The following is a 17,811-nucleotide window of genomic DNA, read 5'->3' on the forward strand; positions in this document are numbered from 1 at the left end:
AGGAAAAGGTGCGAATAATATAAGGTAATAAAAGTTTTTAGAAAAATGTGTTGAATGGTGATCCGGAAGCTCGTATGATTCTGAAGCGAATAGTTTATCACGAAAAAGGGACTGACCCGTGAACACAATGGGGTCAGCCCTTTCTAGTGAGGTTTATCTTGTTTTCATTTCCCTTTTGGAAAGCAGTTTCTGCAGCCTGGTTGATCTGAACTCAATGATAGGCTGCGTGATGCTTGTAAAGAATTTAGTTGAAAATATCATCGTCAGTACAAAGGATACTCCGAGTAACAGTAACAGACTGGTGTTAGGGTCAATCGTGTCTTTTAATTGACTTTCACGGAATAACCGTATAAGAAAACCATGTAGCAAGTAGACATAGAGAGTGTTTTTCCCCCATTTGGTGAAAAACTGTCTCTTTGTAGGTACAAATGTGAAAAAGCTGAAAATCATCACGACGTTTAATAAATATACAGCTGCCCTTACACCCATGCTGATTACGTTGTTCCATTGGAAATCTCCGTAAGGTTTGGAACCAAGAAGCCATTTGTCCGAGAACTCAGGAATGAAATACATCCCTAAAAATACGATTACGAATAATGAACCTGCCATTAAACGGGCTTTACTCGTTTTAAAATATTCGAAGTGCTCCTTCTCCATGTAGTACCCCATCAGGAAGATAGGAAAGAACACAAATGTTCGGGACAAGCTCAAATAATTTGAAATAACATCGGCGAACCCTACAATCAGTCCAAGTGAAAATGCCACTGTCAAGCCGATTCCAGGTTTGAATTTGAACCATTTAATGAAGGCATAAAGCAGTGCGTTCCAGCAAAAAAGGCTGATAAGGAACCACAGGGACCAGTGAGGATTAAGTGGATCCACCTCGAATGTTGATTCTTGGTATAGAAAATGATAGTAAACCGTGTAGATCAGCTGAAACACAATGTAGGGAAGTATCAACTTTTTAGCAAGTTTCTGGATATACCCCTTTTTATAGAATCCTTTCGCAAAGAACCCTGCCACAAGGATGAAGGCCGGCATGTGGAAGGTGTAAATCGTTTTGTACAACGAAAGGATAAAGGGATCGCTTTCGATATAGGATCGGATGACATGTCCAAATACCACTAAAAAGATCAAAATGAATTTGGCATTGTCGAAGTAATAGTCGCGCTGTTTCATATCTTCACCATCTTTTGAGAAAAGTTTATTCCTAATTCATTCTTACCCTAGGATACAATGGGCAAAACAAGATTTTCACTGTTAATTATCACCAGAAGTGCGGGTAGCTATGCGGATTCTGTAAGATTTAAGCCAATGGTCGTCTTTTAAAATTTTAGGGGGATGAGGAAATGACTAATAGTAGTAAAGTGAAAGAAGAGCAAAATAAGGAATTATGTCATCCCATCGATAGGGAAATTTGCTCAGCTTCACCCATGGCGATGCTTGTGATCAATAAAGAGTTGAAAATTGTTTATGCCAACCCCGAAGCATATGAAACCCTGGAGTCAAATGACGAGAATGTTGTAGGGAAGCTCTTCAGCTCATTTTTCTCTTCTGTGCCCGCGCCAATAGTGGCCCATTATAAGGAAGTGATGGAAACGGGTAAAACAATGGAAGATGAAACCCTGATGAATGTGAATGAGAAGAAAATCATTCACGTCGAACTTTTACTGAAAAAATCGACCATTTCTCCTAATGCTTACTTATACTTTAAGGATGTAACGGAGCTGAAGGAGAAGGAACGTAAAGATCATTTAAATGTGCATTTATTATCGAACATTTTCCAGAATGCATCAGAGGGGATCGTCTTATTCGACATAGATGGGAATATCAATGACGTGAATCATGCATTCAGTTTGCAAGTTGGGCTCGATAAGGATGAGATTACCCAGAGGAATATCAGTTCCTTCATTCCCGAAAATGCCCATTATAAGGTTGACAAAATCAAAGAATTGATTTCTCAAAACAAAAAAGCACGCGGGGAAATTCCGATCAAGAAATCACAAAGTATATCGATCGTGGAATTTACGACGAGCCCATACGTCCATCATAAGCTCCATATGGCCATTCTTAGAGATGTAACGGAAAAAAGGCAAATGGAGATCCAACTAAAGCGAAATGAAGAATTGTTCAAAGGGTTGTTCGAAGAAGCGATTGACGCCATAGTCTTATGGGATCAGGACGGAAGGGTCCTTAAAGCGAACTCTTCAGCACTGAAAATATTCGAATGCACACTTTCTGAGCTCCTCTCAAAAAAAATCAGGGATTTTGTTTATCCTTTGGAAAGCCAGAAGTTCGATTTGGTCATGGAACAATTATATAGAAGCGGGGCTGTAAGGGATGAGGTGTTGTTTCTCATGCCGAACAATCAGCTGAAACATTTGGAATTCACTTCAAAGCTTCATTCCGTGGATGGGTACAATATGACCATATTCCGTAATGTCAGTGAACGATATCAGATGGAGAAGGAACTGCGGGAGAGTGAGGAGAGGTTCCGGAAGATATTCGAAGGTTCATTGGATGGATTGCTTATGACCAATCACAATTATGTCGTCGTTGATGCGAATCCTGAAGTAAGTAACATCATTAAGTTGGATAAAGATCAACTCATTGGTAAAGATGTACGGGAAATATTGAATATTGAGCCGGGTGAAGAAGCCTATGACGATTATCTGCATCAATTGAAGGAGGAAGGTCAGGCGACGTTTTTAAAAACGCTGTCATCTTCTAGGGACAGGATTCAACACGTTGAATTATCATCGAAATATAATTTGCTCTCTAACTTGAATTTAACTATCATCCGGGACATTACCGACCAAATTGAGATGCAGGAACAACTAAGGAAATCTGACACGTTAAGTGTTGTAGGGGAGCTTGCTGCAGGGATCGCTCATGAAATCAGAAACCCCATGACTGCTTTGAAAGGATTCATTCAGCTCCTTGAAAACAGCGTCGGCAAAGATCATGAGATGTACTTTAATGTGATCACTTCTGAATTCCAACGTATTGAGTCAATCATCACTGAGTTTCTTGTATTGGCCAAACCTCAGGCAATCCAATACCAGGAGACGAATTTAATCAGGATCATGAAGGATACGGTGGAATTATTGAGTGCACAGGCAGTCATGCATAACGTTCAGTATGAGGAAAGATATCAGGATGACCTTCCGACCATAGTAGCTGAACCCAACCAATTGAAACAGGTATTCATTAATGTCATTAAGAATGCGATTGAAGTGATGTCAGATGGAGGGGTGATTTCCATCAGCATCGGGGAGACAGAAGACGGGTTGATTCATATCGAGATTAAAGACCAGGGAGGCGGAATCTCAAAGGATAAAATCAAGAAGCTTGGCGAACCTTTTTATACAACAAAAGAAAGAGGGACTGGACTTGGACTTATGGTAAGCTTTAAGATTATTAAAGAACATAAAGGCAGCGTTCAGGTTGAAAGCATCGTTGGAAAGGGAACCGTTTTCCATATCTATCTGCCTAAATCATAAAGGAGTCCTTTATTATGACCATTCATACGATTGTATTCGACAGTCCCATTGGGAATTTGAAACTTAAGGCCGATCCGACTCAATTGCTTTCTGTGCAGTTTGTAGAGGAAGAAGAATGCATCCATACAGATCATCCCGTTTTGATTAGTGCAAAGGATCAGATCCTGGAGTTTTTTAAGGGAGATAGAAGAGCTTTTGATCTTCCTTTGAAAATCGAAGGGACCGAGTTTCAAAAGGAAGTATGGAATATCCTTCAGGAAATACCTTACGGCGAAACCTGGTCGTACCAGGATGTAGCACAGGCCATCCAAAGACCGAAAGCGGTTCGGGCTGTTGGACAGGCGAATAAAGCCAACCGTTTTCCCATCATTATCCCTTGCCACCGTGTCATTGGGAAAAATAAGACACTCACCGGTTATGCAGGGAAGCAAATAGACAAAAAAGAAACGTTACTATCATCGGAAAGATAATAGGGACAGGCATTTTCCATTAGGGGAGTGCCTGTTTTTTGGTTCTTGTGATACGAAAATATCACGAGGGGGAAAATTCTGAAAATATCCATTGATAATTTGTGCTTTTTAGATTATCATCTAATTAGATGGATGTCGAATTAGATAGGAGGGATAATGATGCAATTAAGTAAGCAGATAGCGTTTCATAAAACAATGGGGGATCCGGCCCGCATCAAGATTGTTTATTTATTGGCAGAAGAGAGTTTGCACGTGGGGGCCATTGCCGGAAAGCTGGGACTCACTGCGCCAACGATCTCCCACCATTTAACAAAACTGAAAGAATGCAATCTTGTTTATTCACGAAGAGAGAAGAACACGGTTTACTACCATTTAAATAAAAAAGTATTAAGTCATCACGGGGATGTTCTTCACAGGTTTGCTCAAGAAGAGAAAGGGGAGAGGACGATGTCAGAGAAGTTAGTGAAAGAAAAACAGAAGGTGAAGAATAATTTTCTCGAGAAAAATGGACGGATCAAAAGTATTCCCGCCCAACAAAAGAAAAAATTATTTATACTTGAACATCTCGTCGAAGGTCTGAAGGTGGGTGAAAAGTATAAGGAAAAAGAAGTGAATGAGTACATTCAACAATTCCATGAAGACTTTGCCACCCTAAGGAGAGAGTTCATCATCCATCAGTTCATGTATCGGGAAAACGGCATTTATGAGGTGAATCCGAAGGAAATGTGGGCATCGACTAAACTAGCAGATTAAAAGGAAAGAGAAGGGTGAATTCCTTCTCTTTCATCGTTATGGTAGGTTTGTGGTCCGTTGAATGCTTTCTTCAAAATTTGGATACAGCACGCCGTTTTCTGTGATGATACCGGTGATCAATTCATGCGAAGTCACATCAAAAGCAGGATTATAAACCGGGACGTTTTCAGGTGCGATCACTGAGCCAGCCATCGTCGTGATTTCGTCCGGGGCTCTTTCTTCAATAGGGATATCATCACCGGTTCTTGAGGTGAGATCGAATGTCGAAGAAGGGGCAGCGACGTAGAATGGAATATTGTAATGGTGACATAGGATTGCAAGCATGGACGTACCGATTTTGTTCGCGGTATCCCCATTTGCAGATATGCGGTCCGCCCCGACGATCACCGCCTCCACGCCCATCTCCTTTATAGTATGAGCCGCCATGCTGTCAGTAATGAGGGTCACATCGACACCTGATTGCTGAAGCTCCCATGCAGTGAGGCGTGCGCCTTGAAGGACAGGGCGTGTTTCACAGGCATATACTTGAAACCCAATTCCCCTCTCCCTCCCTAAGTGAAAGGGAGCAAGTGCCGTTCCATATTTACTCGTTGCGATGGATCCCGCATTACAGATGGTCATGATCTTCCTCTTGTCATCCAATATATCCAATGCGTATTCACCGATCATCCTGCATACTTCCTCATCCTCAGCATGGATCTGGATGGCAGAATGAAGCAGGTTGGTCTTGGCTTCATTAACGGATTGTGCAAGGGCAAGAACCCCTTCCAACCGATTCAGTGCCCAGACCAGATTGACTGCCGTCGGTCTTGAGTCAGTGAGATATTCTTTATCCCTCCTGAAAAGGTCATTGAATTCTGTCAGATTGTCTGTTTCATAATGGCACGCAGCATGAGCCAATCCATAGGCAGCAGTGATCCCGATTGCCGGGGCGCCTCTCACTTTAAGCGAAACGATTGCTTCGTAATAGTCTGTAATGTTCGTTAGTGTTAGATATTCCACAGTGTTCGGCAGCTTTTGTTGATTAAGAATCAATAAATGATCTTCATGCCACTCGAGTGAAGTTGGAATGGTCGGTGTATGTGTCATGAGTATCTCCTTTAATTATCCAGAATGTGACCGTACTAAAGTCAGAAGCTCTTCGATGGAAAAAATGTGTTTCCGATTTACAATCAGGTTTTTTCCAAGGTTCAGGCATGCCCGTTTGGCCGTTATTCTTTGTTCTTTATCTTCGATGCTCTCGAGGTCCTCCACATGTGCAAGACCGATCGTCCTTCTTATGCACTCGCATCCTGCAAAACCGATGCTGTCCTGAAAGCTCTTCTCCAATACATACTCAAGGTACCCATTCACTTTCGTATAGGCGTCGCCACTTTCCTTCCAGTGTCTGGAGAACGTAGCAGAGAAGACGTTCCATGTATTTTCGATATGATGGAGGATTGGTCCCTTTTCAGCAGGACTCGCGATCACTTGGAAAATAAGGTTTGCAATAAACTGACCGATATCGAAACCGATCGGCCCATAAAAAGCAAATTCCGGGTCAATGACTTTTGTGTGTTGGTCATCCACAAAGATACTGCCTGTATGCAGGTCTCCATGAAGCAGGGCTTCCCCTTCGGTAAGGAAACTCTTTTTAAGTTTTGCCACCTCGAGTTTTACAGTGAAATCATCCCATAATTGTTGCACATCCCCGGATAATTCCTCTTCAAACTCATTCGTTTCACTGTTGAAAAAAGGATCCGTGAATACCAGGTCCTCTGTGATTTTGCACAGCTCAGGATTTGAAAATTCCTTAACATATTCCTTTTTCTTAAATGGATGAAGGGCATAATCAGATGTGAAATACAGTGTATTGGCAAGAAATGTACCAATGTCATCCGATAACCGGGGGTAGTCATTTCCATTGATCAGGCCGGTACGTGCGATTGTGAGATTGCTTAAATCTTCCATCACTGTGACGGCGAGGGATGGATCGGAATGATACACTTCCGGGACGAGGTCTCCTACTAATGATCGCTGAAGGGTTAAGGCACCCGCTTCAATCCTTGCCCGTTCAATCGTCAATGGCCAGCTTTCACCTACAACCTTTGCGTAGGGGAGGGCTTGTTTGATGATGATTCCTTTCCTTGTCTCCCTTTCAACTACATGAAAAACCAGATTCAAGTTTCCATCCCCGATTTCTTCACAAGTTAAAAGTGAGCCGACTTCAAAAATTTCTAAATTCACGGCCATAGCGATGGCCGACTTATCCGTCAGTGGTTGATACGTTTCGAGTTTAGTGATTGCCATTTTCGTTCCTCCTTTTAGTGCACCCTTATGAAGAAGGGGTGTTAGGGAGGCTTTTCCGTGGCATAAGAAAAGCCTCTTTCCATGTTCGAAAGAGGCTTGAAGAGTCATCTTCTTCGCCTCTTATCTCCCAGAAAGATTAACTTTCTGTTGGAATTAGCACCGTGCCTTACTGGATTGATCATCCGGCGCAAACTGCGCCCCGTTTCTACGGTATTATGGTCGGTTGCTGGGCTTCATAGGGCCAAATCCCTCAGCCAGCTCTTGATAAGAGTTGCGTACGCTATTAAATTAAGATTCTGAATGTTCATTTGATTTGAATGGTACCATTGAAGTATTTACCATGTCAACGGTTTTTTTAGTGTTCTAGTAAAATTCCGGTCTCCGATCTTGAAAGACCGGAATTTGTTTGCGGACTTTTTCTACTTCCTGTAAATTGATTTCAGCAGAGACCAGCTGTTCTTTCTGAGTTCCTTTTGCAAGGATTTCCCCCCATGGATCGATGATAAGGGAGGAGCCGCCGAATTCATTGGCAGGGTCGCTCCCCACACGGTTGCATGCAATGACAAAACATTGATTTTCAATAGCTCGTGCCCTTAAGAGAGTCTGCCAGTGATCAATTCTTGCCGCCGGCCATTCAGCCACCACAAACACAATTTTTGCTCCCATCATGACATGTTTCCTGAACCATTCAGGAAAACGTATATCGTAACAAATGAGTCCTGCCATCCTGGTATCATCAAGTGAGAACGCCCCGTCTTCCTGACCAGGAAGTAAATAATGGTGTTCATTCATTAGTTTGAATAAGTGAAGCTTTGAATACCGCTTCACCAAGATGCCATTAGCATCCGCCACCAATAGTGTATTTCTTACCCCATCTTTTGATTTATTGGCAACAGAACCGCCTATGATGTGAATGGAATACTTTTTTGAAAGGGAAGTCAGAAAGGATGAAGAATCCTCTGCTTCTTCATCTGCGATTTCATTTATCCTTGTAAGATCATAACCTGTCGTCCACAGTTCGGGAAGTACGACGATACCGCACCCGTCTTCCTTTGCTTTTTTGACCCACTTTTCCACTATCACCTTGTTTTCTTCAGGTTTTCCAAACACAATATCCATCTGGGCGAGACCAACTTTTTGACTCATTACCTTCACCTCGTTATGTACTTTTTGGCAATTATTCCTTTACATTCTGTATGTTCCGTTATATCATTTGTGACTAGAATTTGAAAGTAATTAATTTTCAAAAAATGAGTGGGTGAATGTATGAAAAACTTTGAAAGAGCTAAACGATTAGATCTACTACCACAACAATTTTTTGCTTCCCTCGCAGGAACGGTGAATGCGGTTGTGAATGAGGGGCATGATGTCATTAATTTGGGGCAAGGAAATCCAGATCAGCCGACCCCTCCCCATATTGTGGAAAAATTAACTGACGCAGCTCAATCTCCTTCGAATCATAAATATCCACCATTTCGTGGCTTACCGAGCTTTAAAGAGGCAATTGCAGCCTTCTATTTCCGCGAATACGGTGTGGAGTTAGACCCCGAAACCGAAGTAGCGGTACTATTCGGAGGAAAAGCCGGGTTAGTGGAGATCCCTCAATGTTTATTGAACCCCGGGGATGGAGTGTTAGTCCCTGATCCCGGCTATCCGGATTATGTATCTGGGGTTGCAATGGCAGAAGCCAATATGATCAAGATGCCGTTGAGAGAGGAAAATGGGTTTCTCCCGGACTATGGGGTGCATTCCCGTGAAGAATTGGAAAGGGCGAAATTAATGTTCCTCAACTACCCCAATAATCCAACCGGTGCAACCGCCACAAAATCCTTTTTTGAGGACACGGTGGAACTTGCGTCAAACCATGATATTTGTGTGGTGCATGACTTTGCTTATGGGGCGATCGGTTTCGATGGACAGAAGCCTGTGAGTTTTCTTGAGACGGATGGTGCAAAGGATGTCGGGATTGAGATATATACATTATCGAAGACCTATAATATGGCAGGCTGGAGGGTAGGTTTTGCCGTTGGGAATAAGAGTGTCATTGAAGCGATCAGCCTCCTCCAGGATCACCTATACGTAAGCCTGTTCGGAGCGATTCAAGAAGCAGCGACTACGGCTTTACTTAGTTCGCAGGATTGCGTAACGGAACTGGTTGCAACATATGAAGAACGAAGACAACTCCTCATCTCGGGTCTCCAGGGAATAGGATGGGATGTAAAAGCTCCGCAAGGTTCCTTCTTTGCATGGCTTAAGGTGCCGGAAGGGTTCACATCTGTTGAGTTCTCAACCTATTTACTTGAAAAAATACACGTTGCCGTTGCACCGGGGGTAGGCTTTGGTGAATGCGGAGAAGGGTACGTACGGGTTGGTCTTTTAACCACAAATGACCGGATAAAAGAAGCGATTTCCCGTATAGAAAGTTTAGAATTGTTTCACAAAAGGGATTGACAACTGTTGAAATTGGTGCAATAATCCAACTGAATTAATTGAATGTAATTCTTATCAAGAGCAGGCGGAGGGACCAGCCCGATGAAGCCCGGCAACCGACTTATTTAAGCACGGTGCTAATTCTTGCAGCTATAAAGCTGACAGATAAGAAAGAGTGATGAACGTAAACCTCTTCTTATCTGGAAGAGGTTTTTTTGTTTGCCGGTCAGATGAAATCAAGATGCAGAGAAGGGCTTTTACATAGGGAGGTAATACGAATGGGTGAAGTGATTGCAACGTATCAACTAAAGGGAAAGAGTGGTTCATTCGCGAAAAAGGCAGAAGGGATTGCTTTGGGACTCACGGTCGGGTCATGGACGGACTTGCCGCTTCTGGAGCAGGAACAATTGAGAAAGTACAAGGGAAGAGTCGTTTCAGTGGAAGAGAGGGAGAACGAAGGCTTCTGGGGTGAGGTGAAGATTGGGTATCCCAGTCATAATTATTCCAATGATATTCCGGCTATCCTTACCACGGTATTCGGTAAGCTTTCCCTCGATGGTGAAGTGAAATTATTGGATCTTGAGTTCTCGGAAGATTTGAAAAAGTCATATCCCGGTCCACGTTTTGGGATAGAAGGCGTCAGAGAATTAACAGGGGTTCATGGAAGACCGCTGTTAATGAGCATTTTTAAAGGGGTGATCGGCAGGGATCTCTCTTTCCTTGAATATCAGTTAAGAGCTCAGGCCCTCGGCGGAGTCAATGTAGTAAAAGACGATGAAATATTATTTGATAATTCCCTGACCCCTTTTTTTGAAAGAGTGAGACTAGGAAAAAAAGTGCTTCAAGACGTATTTGAGGAAACAGGTAAGAGAACATTGTATGCCGTAAATCTGACAGGGAAAACCTCACAATTACGGGACAAAGCAAGGAAAGCCAGGGAGCTTGGAGCGGATGCTCTTTTATTCAATGTATTTTCCTACGGTCTCGATGTTTTGCAGGAATTGAGAGAGGACCCTGAGATTTCACTGCCGATCATGGCTCATCCTGCATTTGCCGGGGCTGCTGCTGCATCTCCTGCATATGGTGTGAGTTACTCTTTATGGTTGGGGAAATTGTTGCGAATGGCCGGGGCAGATTTTTCACTATTTCCATCTCCGTACGGAAGTGTCGCACTAGAGAAGAGCAAGGTTCTATCCATAAACCGTGAATTAACGAAGGGTGACGCTCATTTTAAAAAAACATTGCCAGTTCCATCGGCGGGTATTCACCCGGCTCTTGTCCCCCTTTTGGTGAAAGATTTCGGTACAGATTGTGTCATTAATGCCGGAGGAGGCATTCACGGACACCCGTACGGTGCAAGTGGAGGAGGAAGGGCATTCGTTCAAGCAATCGATGCTGTTTTAGACGGCACGTCACTCAATGAGGCAGCCAAAACCCATGAAGAACTCGAAAAAGCCCTGTCCCTATGGGGAGGGGAGGTAAAGGTGAAATGAGTCTTCCGGTGATATTCTGTGATTTTGATGGGACGATCACAGAAACAGATAATATCATTTCATTGATGAAAGCATTTGCTCCACCAGAATGGGAGCCTATAAAAGAAGATATTTTAGACCAATCAATCTCGATCAAAGAAGGTGTAAGCAAGCTGTTTTCACTCATTCCTTCTTCACAGAAAGACGATATGATTCAGTATCTGGTGGAAACAGCGGTTATACGTGAAGGGTTTAAGGAATTCGTAGACTATACCAAAGTCAATGAGATTCCTTTGTATATCGTTAGTGGGGGAATGGACTTCTTTGTTCATCCGTTACTGAAAGAATTTGAACCTTTTAAGGCGGTTTATTGTAACGAGGCGCGCTTCAACGATTCTACCATAACCATTCATTGGCCATATCCTTGTGACGAGCAGTGTGAAAATAAAGGATGTGGATGTTGTAAGCCTTCCATCCTGAGGGCATTATCCTTAGAAGATCATGAGGTGATTGTAATAGGGGACTCTGTCACAGATATCGAGATGGCGAAGCTTGGTGATACAGTACTCGCAAGGGACTATTTGGCACGTACTTGTGAAGAAAAGGGAATCCCGTATCATCCTTTTGAAACATTTCACGATTGCATAAAAGTGATTGGAAAAGGAGTGACAATATGAAGTCGTATCAATCAGAATGGGAAGAGCTCGCTGATATCAAAAGAGAATTAGCAGACAGGGACTGGTTTATGGGGACCAGTGGGAACCTGGCGATACGTGTGGGATCAACGCCTGTATCTTTCCTGGTTACGGCAAGTGGAAAGGATAAGCGAAAGCACACGAAAGAGGATTTTCTCCTTGTGAATGCACATGGTGAGGCCATGGAGGAAACACAACTGCGTCCCTCTGCCGAAACCCTGCTCCATTGTCACATATTCAATGGGAGTTCAGCAGGATGCAGCTTACATGTCCATACTGTTGCCAATAATGTGATCAGTGAACTGTATGGAGATGAGGGTGTCATCACATTCAGAAACCAGGAACTGATTAAAGCATGGGATAAATGGGGTGAACATGATTCCCTGTTCATTCCCATCATTCATAACCATGCGCATATCCCAACCTTAGCGGATTCCTTCCACCCATACATTCAAGGAGAAAAAGGGGCAGTGCTCATTCGTAATCATGGAATTACCGTTTGGGGCCGTACAGCATTTGAAGCTAAGAAATTATTGGAAGCTTGTGAGTTTCTGTTCCAATACCAACTTACTCTATTATCTTTAACAACTACAAAATCCATTCCTAAGGGAGGAGTGAAATTATGACAACAATTAACATTCAAGGGAAAAATCAGATCATTGATCATCAGGAAGATGTAGTAAAGTATTTAAATGAACAAGGGGTAATCTATGAACATTGGAATATTGAAAAACTGGACGAATCACTAAGGGACCGATACGCTTTAACCGATGATGATAAAGAGGCAATTCTCTCAACCTTTGAAGAAGAGATAGAAGATATTTCAGCACGCAGGGGGTATCAGGCACGGGATGTGATCTCCCTTTCCGACAGCACACCAAATCTTGAAGAGTTATTAAAGAATTTCCAACAGGAACACCATCATACAGATGATGAAGTACGCTTTATCGTAAATGGACATGGCGTGTTTGTCATTCAAGGAAAGGATGGGGATTTCTTTGAGGTACACCTGAATCCGGGGGACCTAATTTCCGTTCCTGAAAACATCCGCCACTATTTCACCTTAAGCGATGATAAAAAAGTAGTCGCAGTCCGCATTTTCGTCACCCAGGAAGGCTGGGTACCAATCTATTGATCATCTATCAGGATAGACAAAGAGTCGCTTCTTTTGTCTGTCCTTTATTTTTTTGCATGATTCATTTTTGGCGAAAAATGTCTAATTCAGCAATAATAATAGTTATTTTGTCTTGTTTTGCGAATCTATTTACTTTTCTGATAATACTTGCGATAATGCTCAAGTAATGATTTTACTTAAAAGAGACTAGGAGCTAAAAAAGGAGTTTAGAAGAAATGGGTCGTTTATTAAAACAGAAGTGGCTATTATTGAAAATCAACCACAAGCGCTCGGAAATGGTATCAATGGGAGTAAACTTAGGATTATGTGCTGAGGAGACAATCAAATGCAGCCAGCAATTGGATCAGCTGTTGAACGACTATGAAAAGTGCACAAATAATGCTGGATCAGAGACGTTGCATGAATCATCAAGTGAATTAGGGCAATACATTAAGAGTTTATTAAAACGCACTGCTTCTTGACCAATCACCATGAATTCCCTCATCATTCAGACATATGAAGAAAAGAGTCTCCGTTCAATTCCACATTCACATCCTATTTACAAAACTAATTTGTCGTTTCTCAAAAGCAAAGGACGGTTCGCCAAACGCGGGCCGTCCTTTGCTTTTTTACTCCGGCAGAAAGACGCAGACAGTTGACAATGACCAGATATATTTGTATAATATTTTGAAACTGAGATATATTCTTTAAAGGAATGAATGCCATGACCGAGAAACAAAATACTAAACAATCGTTGAAACTTTTCATAGTCCTATCCAGAGCTTTTAAAGCTTTAAATGAAGAGATAAATAAGAACATTCAGGAAAATGGGTTGAACCCGACTGAATTTGCCGTACTTGAGCTTCTGTATCATAAGGGAGACCAGCCTTTGCAACAAATTGGAGGAAAGATCCTGTTAGCTTCAGGCAGCATCACTTACGTAGTCGATAAGCTTGAACAAAAGGGGTATCTTAAACGTGTTGCCTGTCCAACGGATCGTCGGGTGACATACGCCCAGATTACTGACAATGGCAGAGGGTTGATCGATGATATTTTCCCGAACCATGAGAACCGAATACACGAGTTAATGTCTGCACTGTCTCCCGACGAAAAAGAAGAAACCATTCAAATGTTAAAAAAGCTTGGACTATCCATCAAAGATCTGTCCTATTAGGCCCTGTCAACCTGCCCTGTCTATTATAGACGGGGCTTTTATTTTTGAGGGTAGGACATATCTGAATTTCTTTCTTTCGAACAATCAAGGAATTAGTTGGGATCCCTTGTTACACCGCTGTTGATTTCCGTGCAAGACTTCGCTTTCCTCCGGCGGAAAGTGAGCACCTGAAGCGGAAATCAACCACTACTCACTACATCAAAAGCAACAGTATATAAGTAAACAGCCTAAAGATAAATCCGAACGATTTCTATTTTAAAAAAAAGAATTTGGAATGAACGTTCGGAATTTCTTTTAACTCAACACTTTGTCCCACTCTCTTTTAATTTTTAGGAGATATTAATGAAATCGATCCTTATATCAACAGGAGATTTCGTCTATGAAGTCGAATAACTATAATCGGGATGAATTTAAGAGGAGGCATAAAGTATGAAGTTTGAAGATTATACATATGAAAGACCAAATCTGGAAGAGATTAAGCCTGCATTCGAAAAGGTGCTCCAGAAATTTAAAGCAGCTTCAGATGTTTCAGAACAGGTGGAAGCGATCAAGGAAATCAATGACATCCGACTTACCATCGACACTATGCAAAATATTTGCTATATCAGGCATTCCATCGATACAAATGATAGGTTTTACAAAGAAGAGCAGGAGTATATCGATGATATGATGCCTGAGGTTTCCGGCATGGTGACAGAATATTATCGGGAACTTGTGAATTCCCCCTATCGTAAGGAACTAGAAGATAAGTGGGGTAAGCAGTTATTTTCTCTGGCAGAGAGTGAAATCAAAACGTTCTCCCCTGAAATTATCACTCTGCTTCAAAAAGAAAATAAGCTTTCTTCCCAATATACGAAACTTATGGCTTCTGCAAAGATCCCTTTTGAAGGCGAAGAGAGAACTTTGGCCCAAATGGGTCCCTTTACACAATCTGTAAATCGGGGGACAAGGAAAGAAGCAGCCTTTGCCACAGTATCTTTCTTTGAAGAAAATCACGAAGAATTAGATCGTTTATTCGATGAGTTAGTCAAAGTACGTCATACGATAGCGACAACGTTGGGATATAAGAACTTTGTTGAGCTGGGGTATTACCGCATGACGAGAACGGATTATACACCTGATATGGTAAAGGCATTCCGTGATCAGGTGAAGGAGCATATCGTTCCTCTTTCTACAGAGCTGAAAGAAAGACAAGGGAAGCGGATCGGAATCGAGTCCATGAAATTTTATGATGAAGGATTTAAATTCACGTCCGGCAACGCATCCCCTAAAGGAGACCCTCAGTGGATCATTGACAATGGTAAGAAAATGTATGAAGAGTTATCACCTGAGACAAAGGAATTCTTTGACTTCATGATTGAACGCAATCTCATGGATTTAGAAGCGAAAAAGGGGAAAGCAGGAGGTGGGTATTGCACATATATTGCAGGGTATGAAGCACCCTATATCTTCTCGAATTTCAATGGTACCTCTGGCGATATTGATGTATTGACACACGAAGCGGGCCACGCATTCCAAGTATATTCAAGCCGTGGTTTCGATATTCCGGAATACATTTGGCCAACATACGAAGCGTGTGAGATCCATTCCATGAGCATGGAATTCTTCACATGGCCATGGATGAATTATTTCTTTAAGGAAGATACGGATAAGTATCAATTCTCTCATTTGAGTGAGGCACTGCAATTTCTCCCGTACGGTGTAGCGGTCGACGAATTTCAGCATTTTGTGTATGAGAATCCCGAAGCAACACCTGCTGAACGGAACGCAGCATGGAGAAAGATCGAGAAAGAGTATCTTCCACACAAAGACTACGATGGGGTTTCGTATTTAGAAAATGGAGGGTTCTGGCAGCGCCAATCCCATATTTACAATTCACCATTCTACTATATTGATTATACGTTAGCTCAAATCTGTGCTTTTCAATTTTGGAAGAAAATGAATGAGGATCGTGAAGGGGCATGGGATGATTATGTTTCCCTTTGTAAACTGGGTGGAAGCCGTTCATTCACAGCACTCGTGGAAGCGGCACATTTAGACTCCCCATTCCAGGAGGGAACCGTCGAAAAAGTAATCGAACCAATCAGGCAATGGTTAAATGGAATCGATGACACAACCCTATAATAAAAAACATGTGGCTGGAGTATAGTTAATTCCATTTATTTTAAAGACGCATAATCTAAATAAGTGGTCTGAATAGGAACTCTTGATACACCGCTGTTGATTTCCGTGCAAGACTTCGCTTTCCTCGGGCGTTCGGCTAGCCTCCTCACAGCTTTTGCTCCTGCGGGGGTCTCGCCTATTCCGCTTTTCCCGTAGGAGTCTACGTCTTGCACTCCAATCAACAGCTAGAATCTGCAAAATACCTATTATATGCTTTTATAAAAACAATAATATTCCGAACGAATTCGATTTCATTAAAGAAATTCGAATGGTCGTTCGGTTTTTTTTTTACTTATGCTTGGACAGTTGATTGAAGCGGAAGGTGCTCGACTCCTGCGGGAAACGCTGGACAGTACGAAAAGCGGAGGCGCTCGCCCAGCCCCGATAAGCATAAGATGAATGGTCCGAGAAGGGGTTTTTTGCCTTCTTGGACCATTTAGCTTATGACCTCGAGGGGCTTGCCGCCGTAGCTGGACAGGTGAGACCCCGCAGGGCATAGCCCGAGGAGTGTCACCGCCAGCCCCGCGGAAAGCGAGCACCTGAAGCGGAAATCAACCACTACATTCTCTTTCAAATCAACCATGTTTACGAAGACACCTATTTAATAAAAGAATTCTGTTCTTTTGCTTCTGATTTCCCATGCTTGTACATAAGGTGAAGTAGAAGGTGTCAGGGGTGATGGGATGAAAAAGATGGCTGGATCGTTTCAAATAGCAGCAGTATATGTAGGTACTGTCATAGGAGCCGGCTTTGCCACGGGAAGGGAAATTGTCGAGTTTTTCACCCGATTTGGTTTTGTCGGGTTTATTGCCATATTACTTAGTGGATACTTATTTATTACGATGGGAACCAAGATCATGCTCAAATCCCATGATATTAAAGCGAAGTCTTTCGAGGAATTCAATGAATATTTGTTTGGCAAATGGTTTTCAAAGATCATGAATATCGTCATGATGATCATGCTGATCGGAGTTTCAGCCGTCATGCTTTCAGGGGCAGGGGCCGTTTTTCAGGAGCAGCTCCTATTATCCAAACAGTTAGGCATTTTGTTGACGATCGCATTGGGGTTTTTCACGATGATGGTAGGTATTAAAGGCTTATTTGCTGTGAATACGTTTGTCGTTCCACTTATGATTGTCTTCAATTTAATCCTGATGGTTTATTCTGTTCGTCATGCGGATTTTTTGGATGCATTCCTCATGATCCCTCACGCGGAAGACGGATGGAAATCGGTGGTGGCACCATTTTCATATGTTGCCTTCAATCTAGCCATGGCACAGGCTGTTCTCGTTCCAGTTGCAGGAGAAGTGGAAGATCGTGAAATCATTAAATATGGGGGGTATCTGGGCGGATTTTTTCTTACACTCATTTTGATCTCCAGTCATATCACACTCGTCATGATTCCAAACGTAACCCAGTATCAGATTCCCATGGCAGTGGTGATGAAGTCATTCGTATCGGGCGTCTATCTTATTTATATCCTCATTATTTATGGCGAGATTTTCACTTCTGTCATCGGGGGGGTATTCGGGCTCGAAAAACAACTGGTAAATTATTGGAAAGGTTCATCCCTATTGACTTTTACCGGTATCTTCATGATGATTTATTCTTTGAGCTTCTTTGAATACAGTGAACTCCTATCGTATTTGTACCCTCTATTTGGCTATATGAGTTTGGTATTCATTATCCTTCTCTGGATGAAGCCGAATAAATAATGTTTAAAAAGAGTAAAAAATGAGTCTGCTGCC

At 42.3% G+C, this 17,811-nt stretch carries 16 protein-coding genes and 2 riboswitches; of the genes, 12 read left to right on the top strand and 4 right to left on the bottom strand.

Translation table 11 applies throughout. From position 1 onward, the window contains the following. Positions 1-153 precede the first annotated feature (153 nt). The gene (locus tag NQ095_RS12085; RefSeq protein WP_258263728.1) at positions 154-1,179 is read right to left on the bottom strand and encodes an acyltransferase family protein; all 1,026 of its coding nucleotides are present in this window, start codon (positions 1,177-1,179) and stop codon (positions 154-156) included. Between the two features lie 170 nt (positions 1,180-1,349). Between NQ095_RS12085 and NQ095_RS12090 the strand changes: the two genes are divergently transcribed. The 3 genes from NQ095_RS12090 (at position 1,350) to NQ095_RS12100 (ending at position 4,726) form a co-directional block, all read left to right on the top strand. After that, the gene (locus NQ095_RS12090) at positions 1,350-3,503 is read left to right on the top strand and encodes a PAS domain S-box protein (RefSeq protein WP_258263729.1); all 2,154 of its coding nucleotides are present in this window, start codon (positions 1,350-1,352) and stop codon (positions 3,501-3,503) included. A gap of 14 nt (positions 3,504-3,517) precedes the next feature. Continuing rightward, positions 3,518-3,973: a methylated-DNA--[protein]-cysteine S-methyltransferase gene (locus NQ095_RS12095; protein ID WP_258263730.1), complete on the top strand. Its 456-nt coding sequence runs from the start codon at positions 3,518-3,520 to the stop codon at positions 3,971-3,973. A 159-nt stretch (positions 3,974-4,132) separates the two neighbouring features. After that, positions 4,133-4,726 (top strand): DUF2087 domain-containing protein, encoded by a 594-nt coding sequence (locus tag NQ095_RS12100; protein WP_258263825.1) that lies wholly within the window; start codon positions 4,133-4,135, stop codon positions 4,724-4,726. A 36-nt stretch (positions 4,727-4,762) separates the two neighbouring features. Here NQ095_RS12100 and mtnA read toward each other — a convergent pair whose 3' ends face one another. The 3 genes from mtnA to NQ095_RS12115 form a co-directional block, all read right to left on the bottom strand. Then, positions 4,763-5,815, bottom strand: a complete 1,053-nt coding sequence (gene mtnA / locus NQ095_RS12105) for an S-methyl-5-thioribose-1-phosphate isomerase (protein ID WP_258263731.1) — start codon at positions 5,813-5,815, stop codon at positions 4,763-4,765. Between the two features lie 15 nt (positions 5,816-5,830). Then, a complete protein-coding gene (gene mtnK / locus NQ095_RS12110) occupies positions 5,831-7,015 on the bottom strand; it encodes an S-methyl-5-thioribose kinase (RefSeq protein WP_258263732.1) in 1,185 nt (394 codons plus the stop codon). Between the two features lie 117 nt (positions 7,016-7,132). After that, positions 7,133-7,286: riboswitch (SAM riboswitch) on the bottom strand. 92 nt (positions 7,287-7,378) lie between these two features. After that, positions 7,379-8,161 (bottom strand): carbon-nitrogen family hydrolase, encoded by a 783-nt coding sequence (locus NQ095_RS12115; protein ID WP_258263733.1) that lies wholly within the window; start codon positions 8,159-8,161, stop codon positions 7,379-7,381. Positions 8,162-8,281: 120 nt separating this feature from the next. Between NQ095_RS12115 and NQ095_RS12120 the strand changes: the two genes are divergently transcribed. The 9 genes from NQ095_RS12120 (at position 8,282) to NQ095_RS12160 (ending at position 17,778) form a co-directional block, all read left to right on the top strand. After that, complete coding sequence (locus NQ095_RS12120; protein WP_258263734.1) at positions 8,282-9,466, top strand: pyridoxal phosphate-dependent aminotransferase; 1,185 nt, start codon at positions 8,282-8,284, stop codon at positions 9,464-9,466. A 48-nt stretch (positions 9,467-9,514) separates the two neighbouring features. After that, a riboswitch (SAM riboswitch) is annotated at positions 9,515-9,617 on the top strand. Positions 9,618-9,723: 106 nt separating this feature from the next. Next, the gene (locus NQ095_RS12125) at positions 9,724-10,938 is read left to right on the top strand and encodes a 2,3-diketo-5-methylthiopentyl-1-phosphate enolase (RefSeq protein ID WP_258263735.1); all 1,215 of its coding nucleotides are present in this window, start codon (positions 9,724-9,726) and stop codon (positions 10,936-10,938) included. Then, the gene (locus NQ095_RS12130) at positions 10,935-11,594 is read left to right on the top strand and encodes a 2-hydroxy-3-keto-5-methylthiopentenyl-1-phosphate phosphatase (protein WP_258263736.1); all 660 of its coding nucleotides are present in this window, start codon (positions 10,935-10,937) and stop codon (positions 11,592-11,594) included. Before NQ095_RS12125 ends, NQ095_RS12130 begins: the two co-directional genes overlap by 4 nt. Beyond that, on the top strand, positions 11,591-12,238 hold the full coding sequence (locus tag NQ095_RS12135) for a methylthioribulose 1-phosphate dehydratase (RefSeq protein WP_258263737.1): 648 nt from the start codon (positions 11,591-11,593) through the stop codon (positions 12,236-12,238). The genes NQ095_RS12130 and NQ095_RS12135 overlap by 4 nt, the downstream gene beginning before the upstream one ends. Then, a complete protein-coding gene (locus tag NQ095_RS12140) occupies positions 12,235-12,747 on the top strand; it encodes a 1,2-dihydroxy-3-keto-5-methylthiopentene dioxygenase (RefSeq protein ID WP_258263738.1) in 513 nt (170 codons plus the stop codon). Before NQ095_RS12135 ends, NQ095_RS12140 begins: the two co-directional genes overlap by 4 nt. Positions 12,748-12,962: 215 nt before the next feature. Beyond that, positions 12,963-13,208: an aspartyl-phosphate phosphatase Spo0E family protein gene (locus tag NQ095_RS12145; RefSeq protein WP_258263739.1), complete on the top strand. Its 246-nt coding sequence runs from the start codon at positions 12,963-12,965 to the stop codon at positions 13,206-13,208. Between the two features lie 233 nt (positions 13,209-13,441). After that, positions 13,442-13,900 carry a MarR family winged helix-turn-helix transcriptional regulator gene (locus NQ095_RS12150; protein ID WP_375162837.1) on the top strand — a complete coding sequence of 153 codons (459 nt, stop codon included), beginning with the start codon at positions 13,442-13,444 and terminating at the stop codon, positions 13,898-13,900. A gap of 429 nt (positions 13,901-14,329) precedes the next feature. Further along, a complete protein-coding gene (locus tag NQ095_RS12155) occupies positions 14,330-16,024 on the top strand; it encodes a M3 family oligoendopeptidase (RefSeq protein WP_258263741.1) in 1,695 nt (564 codons plus the stop codon). A gap of 722 nt (positions 16,025-16,746) precedes the next feature. Further along, entirely contained in the window at positions 16,747-17,778 is a 1,032-nt protein-coding gene (locus tag NQ095_RS12160; RefSeq protein WP_258263742.1) for a YkvI family membrane protein, read from the top strand. Positions 17,779-17,811 lie beyond the last annotated feature (33 nt).

The organism is Rossellomorea sp. SC111, from assembly GCF_024733565.1.
Taxonomy (GTDB): Bacteria; Bacillota; Bacilli; order Bacillales; family Bacillaceae_B; genus Rossellomorea.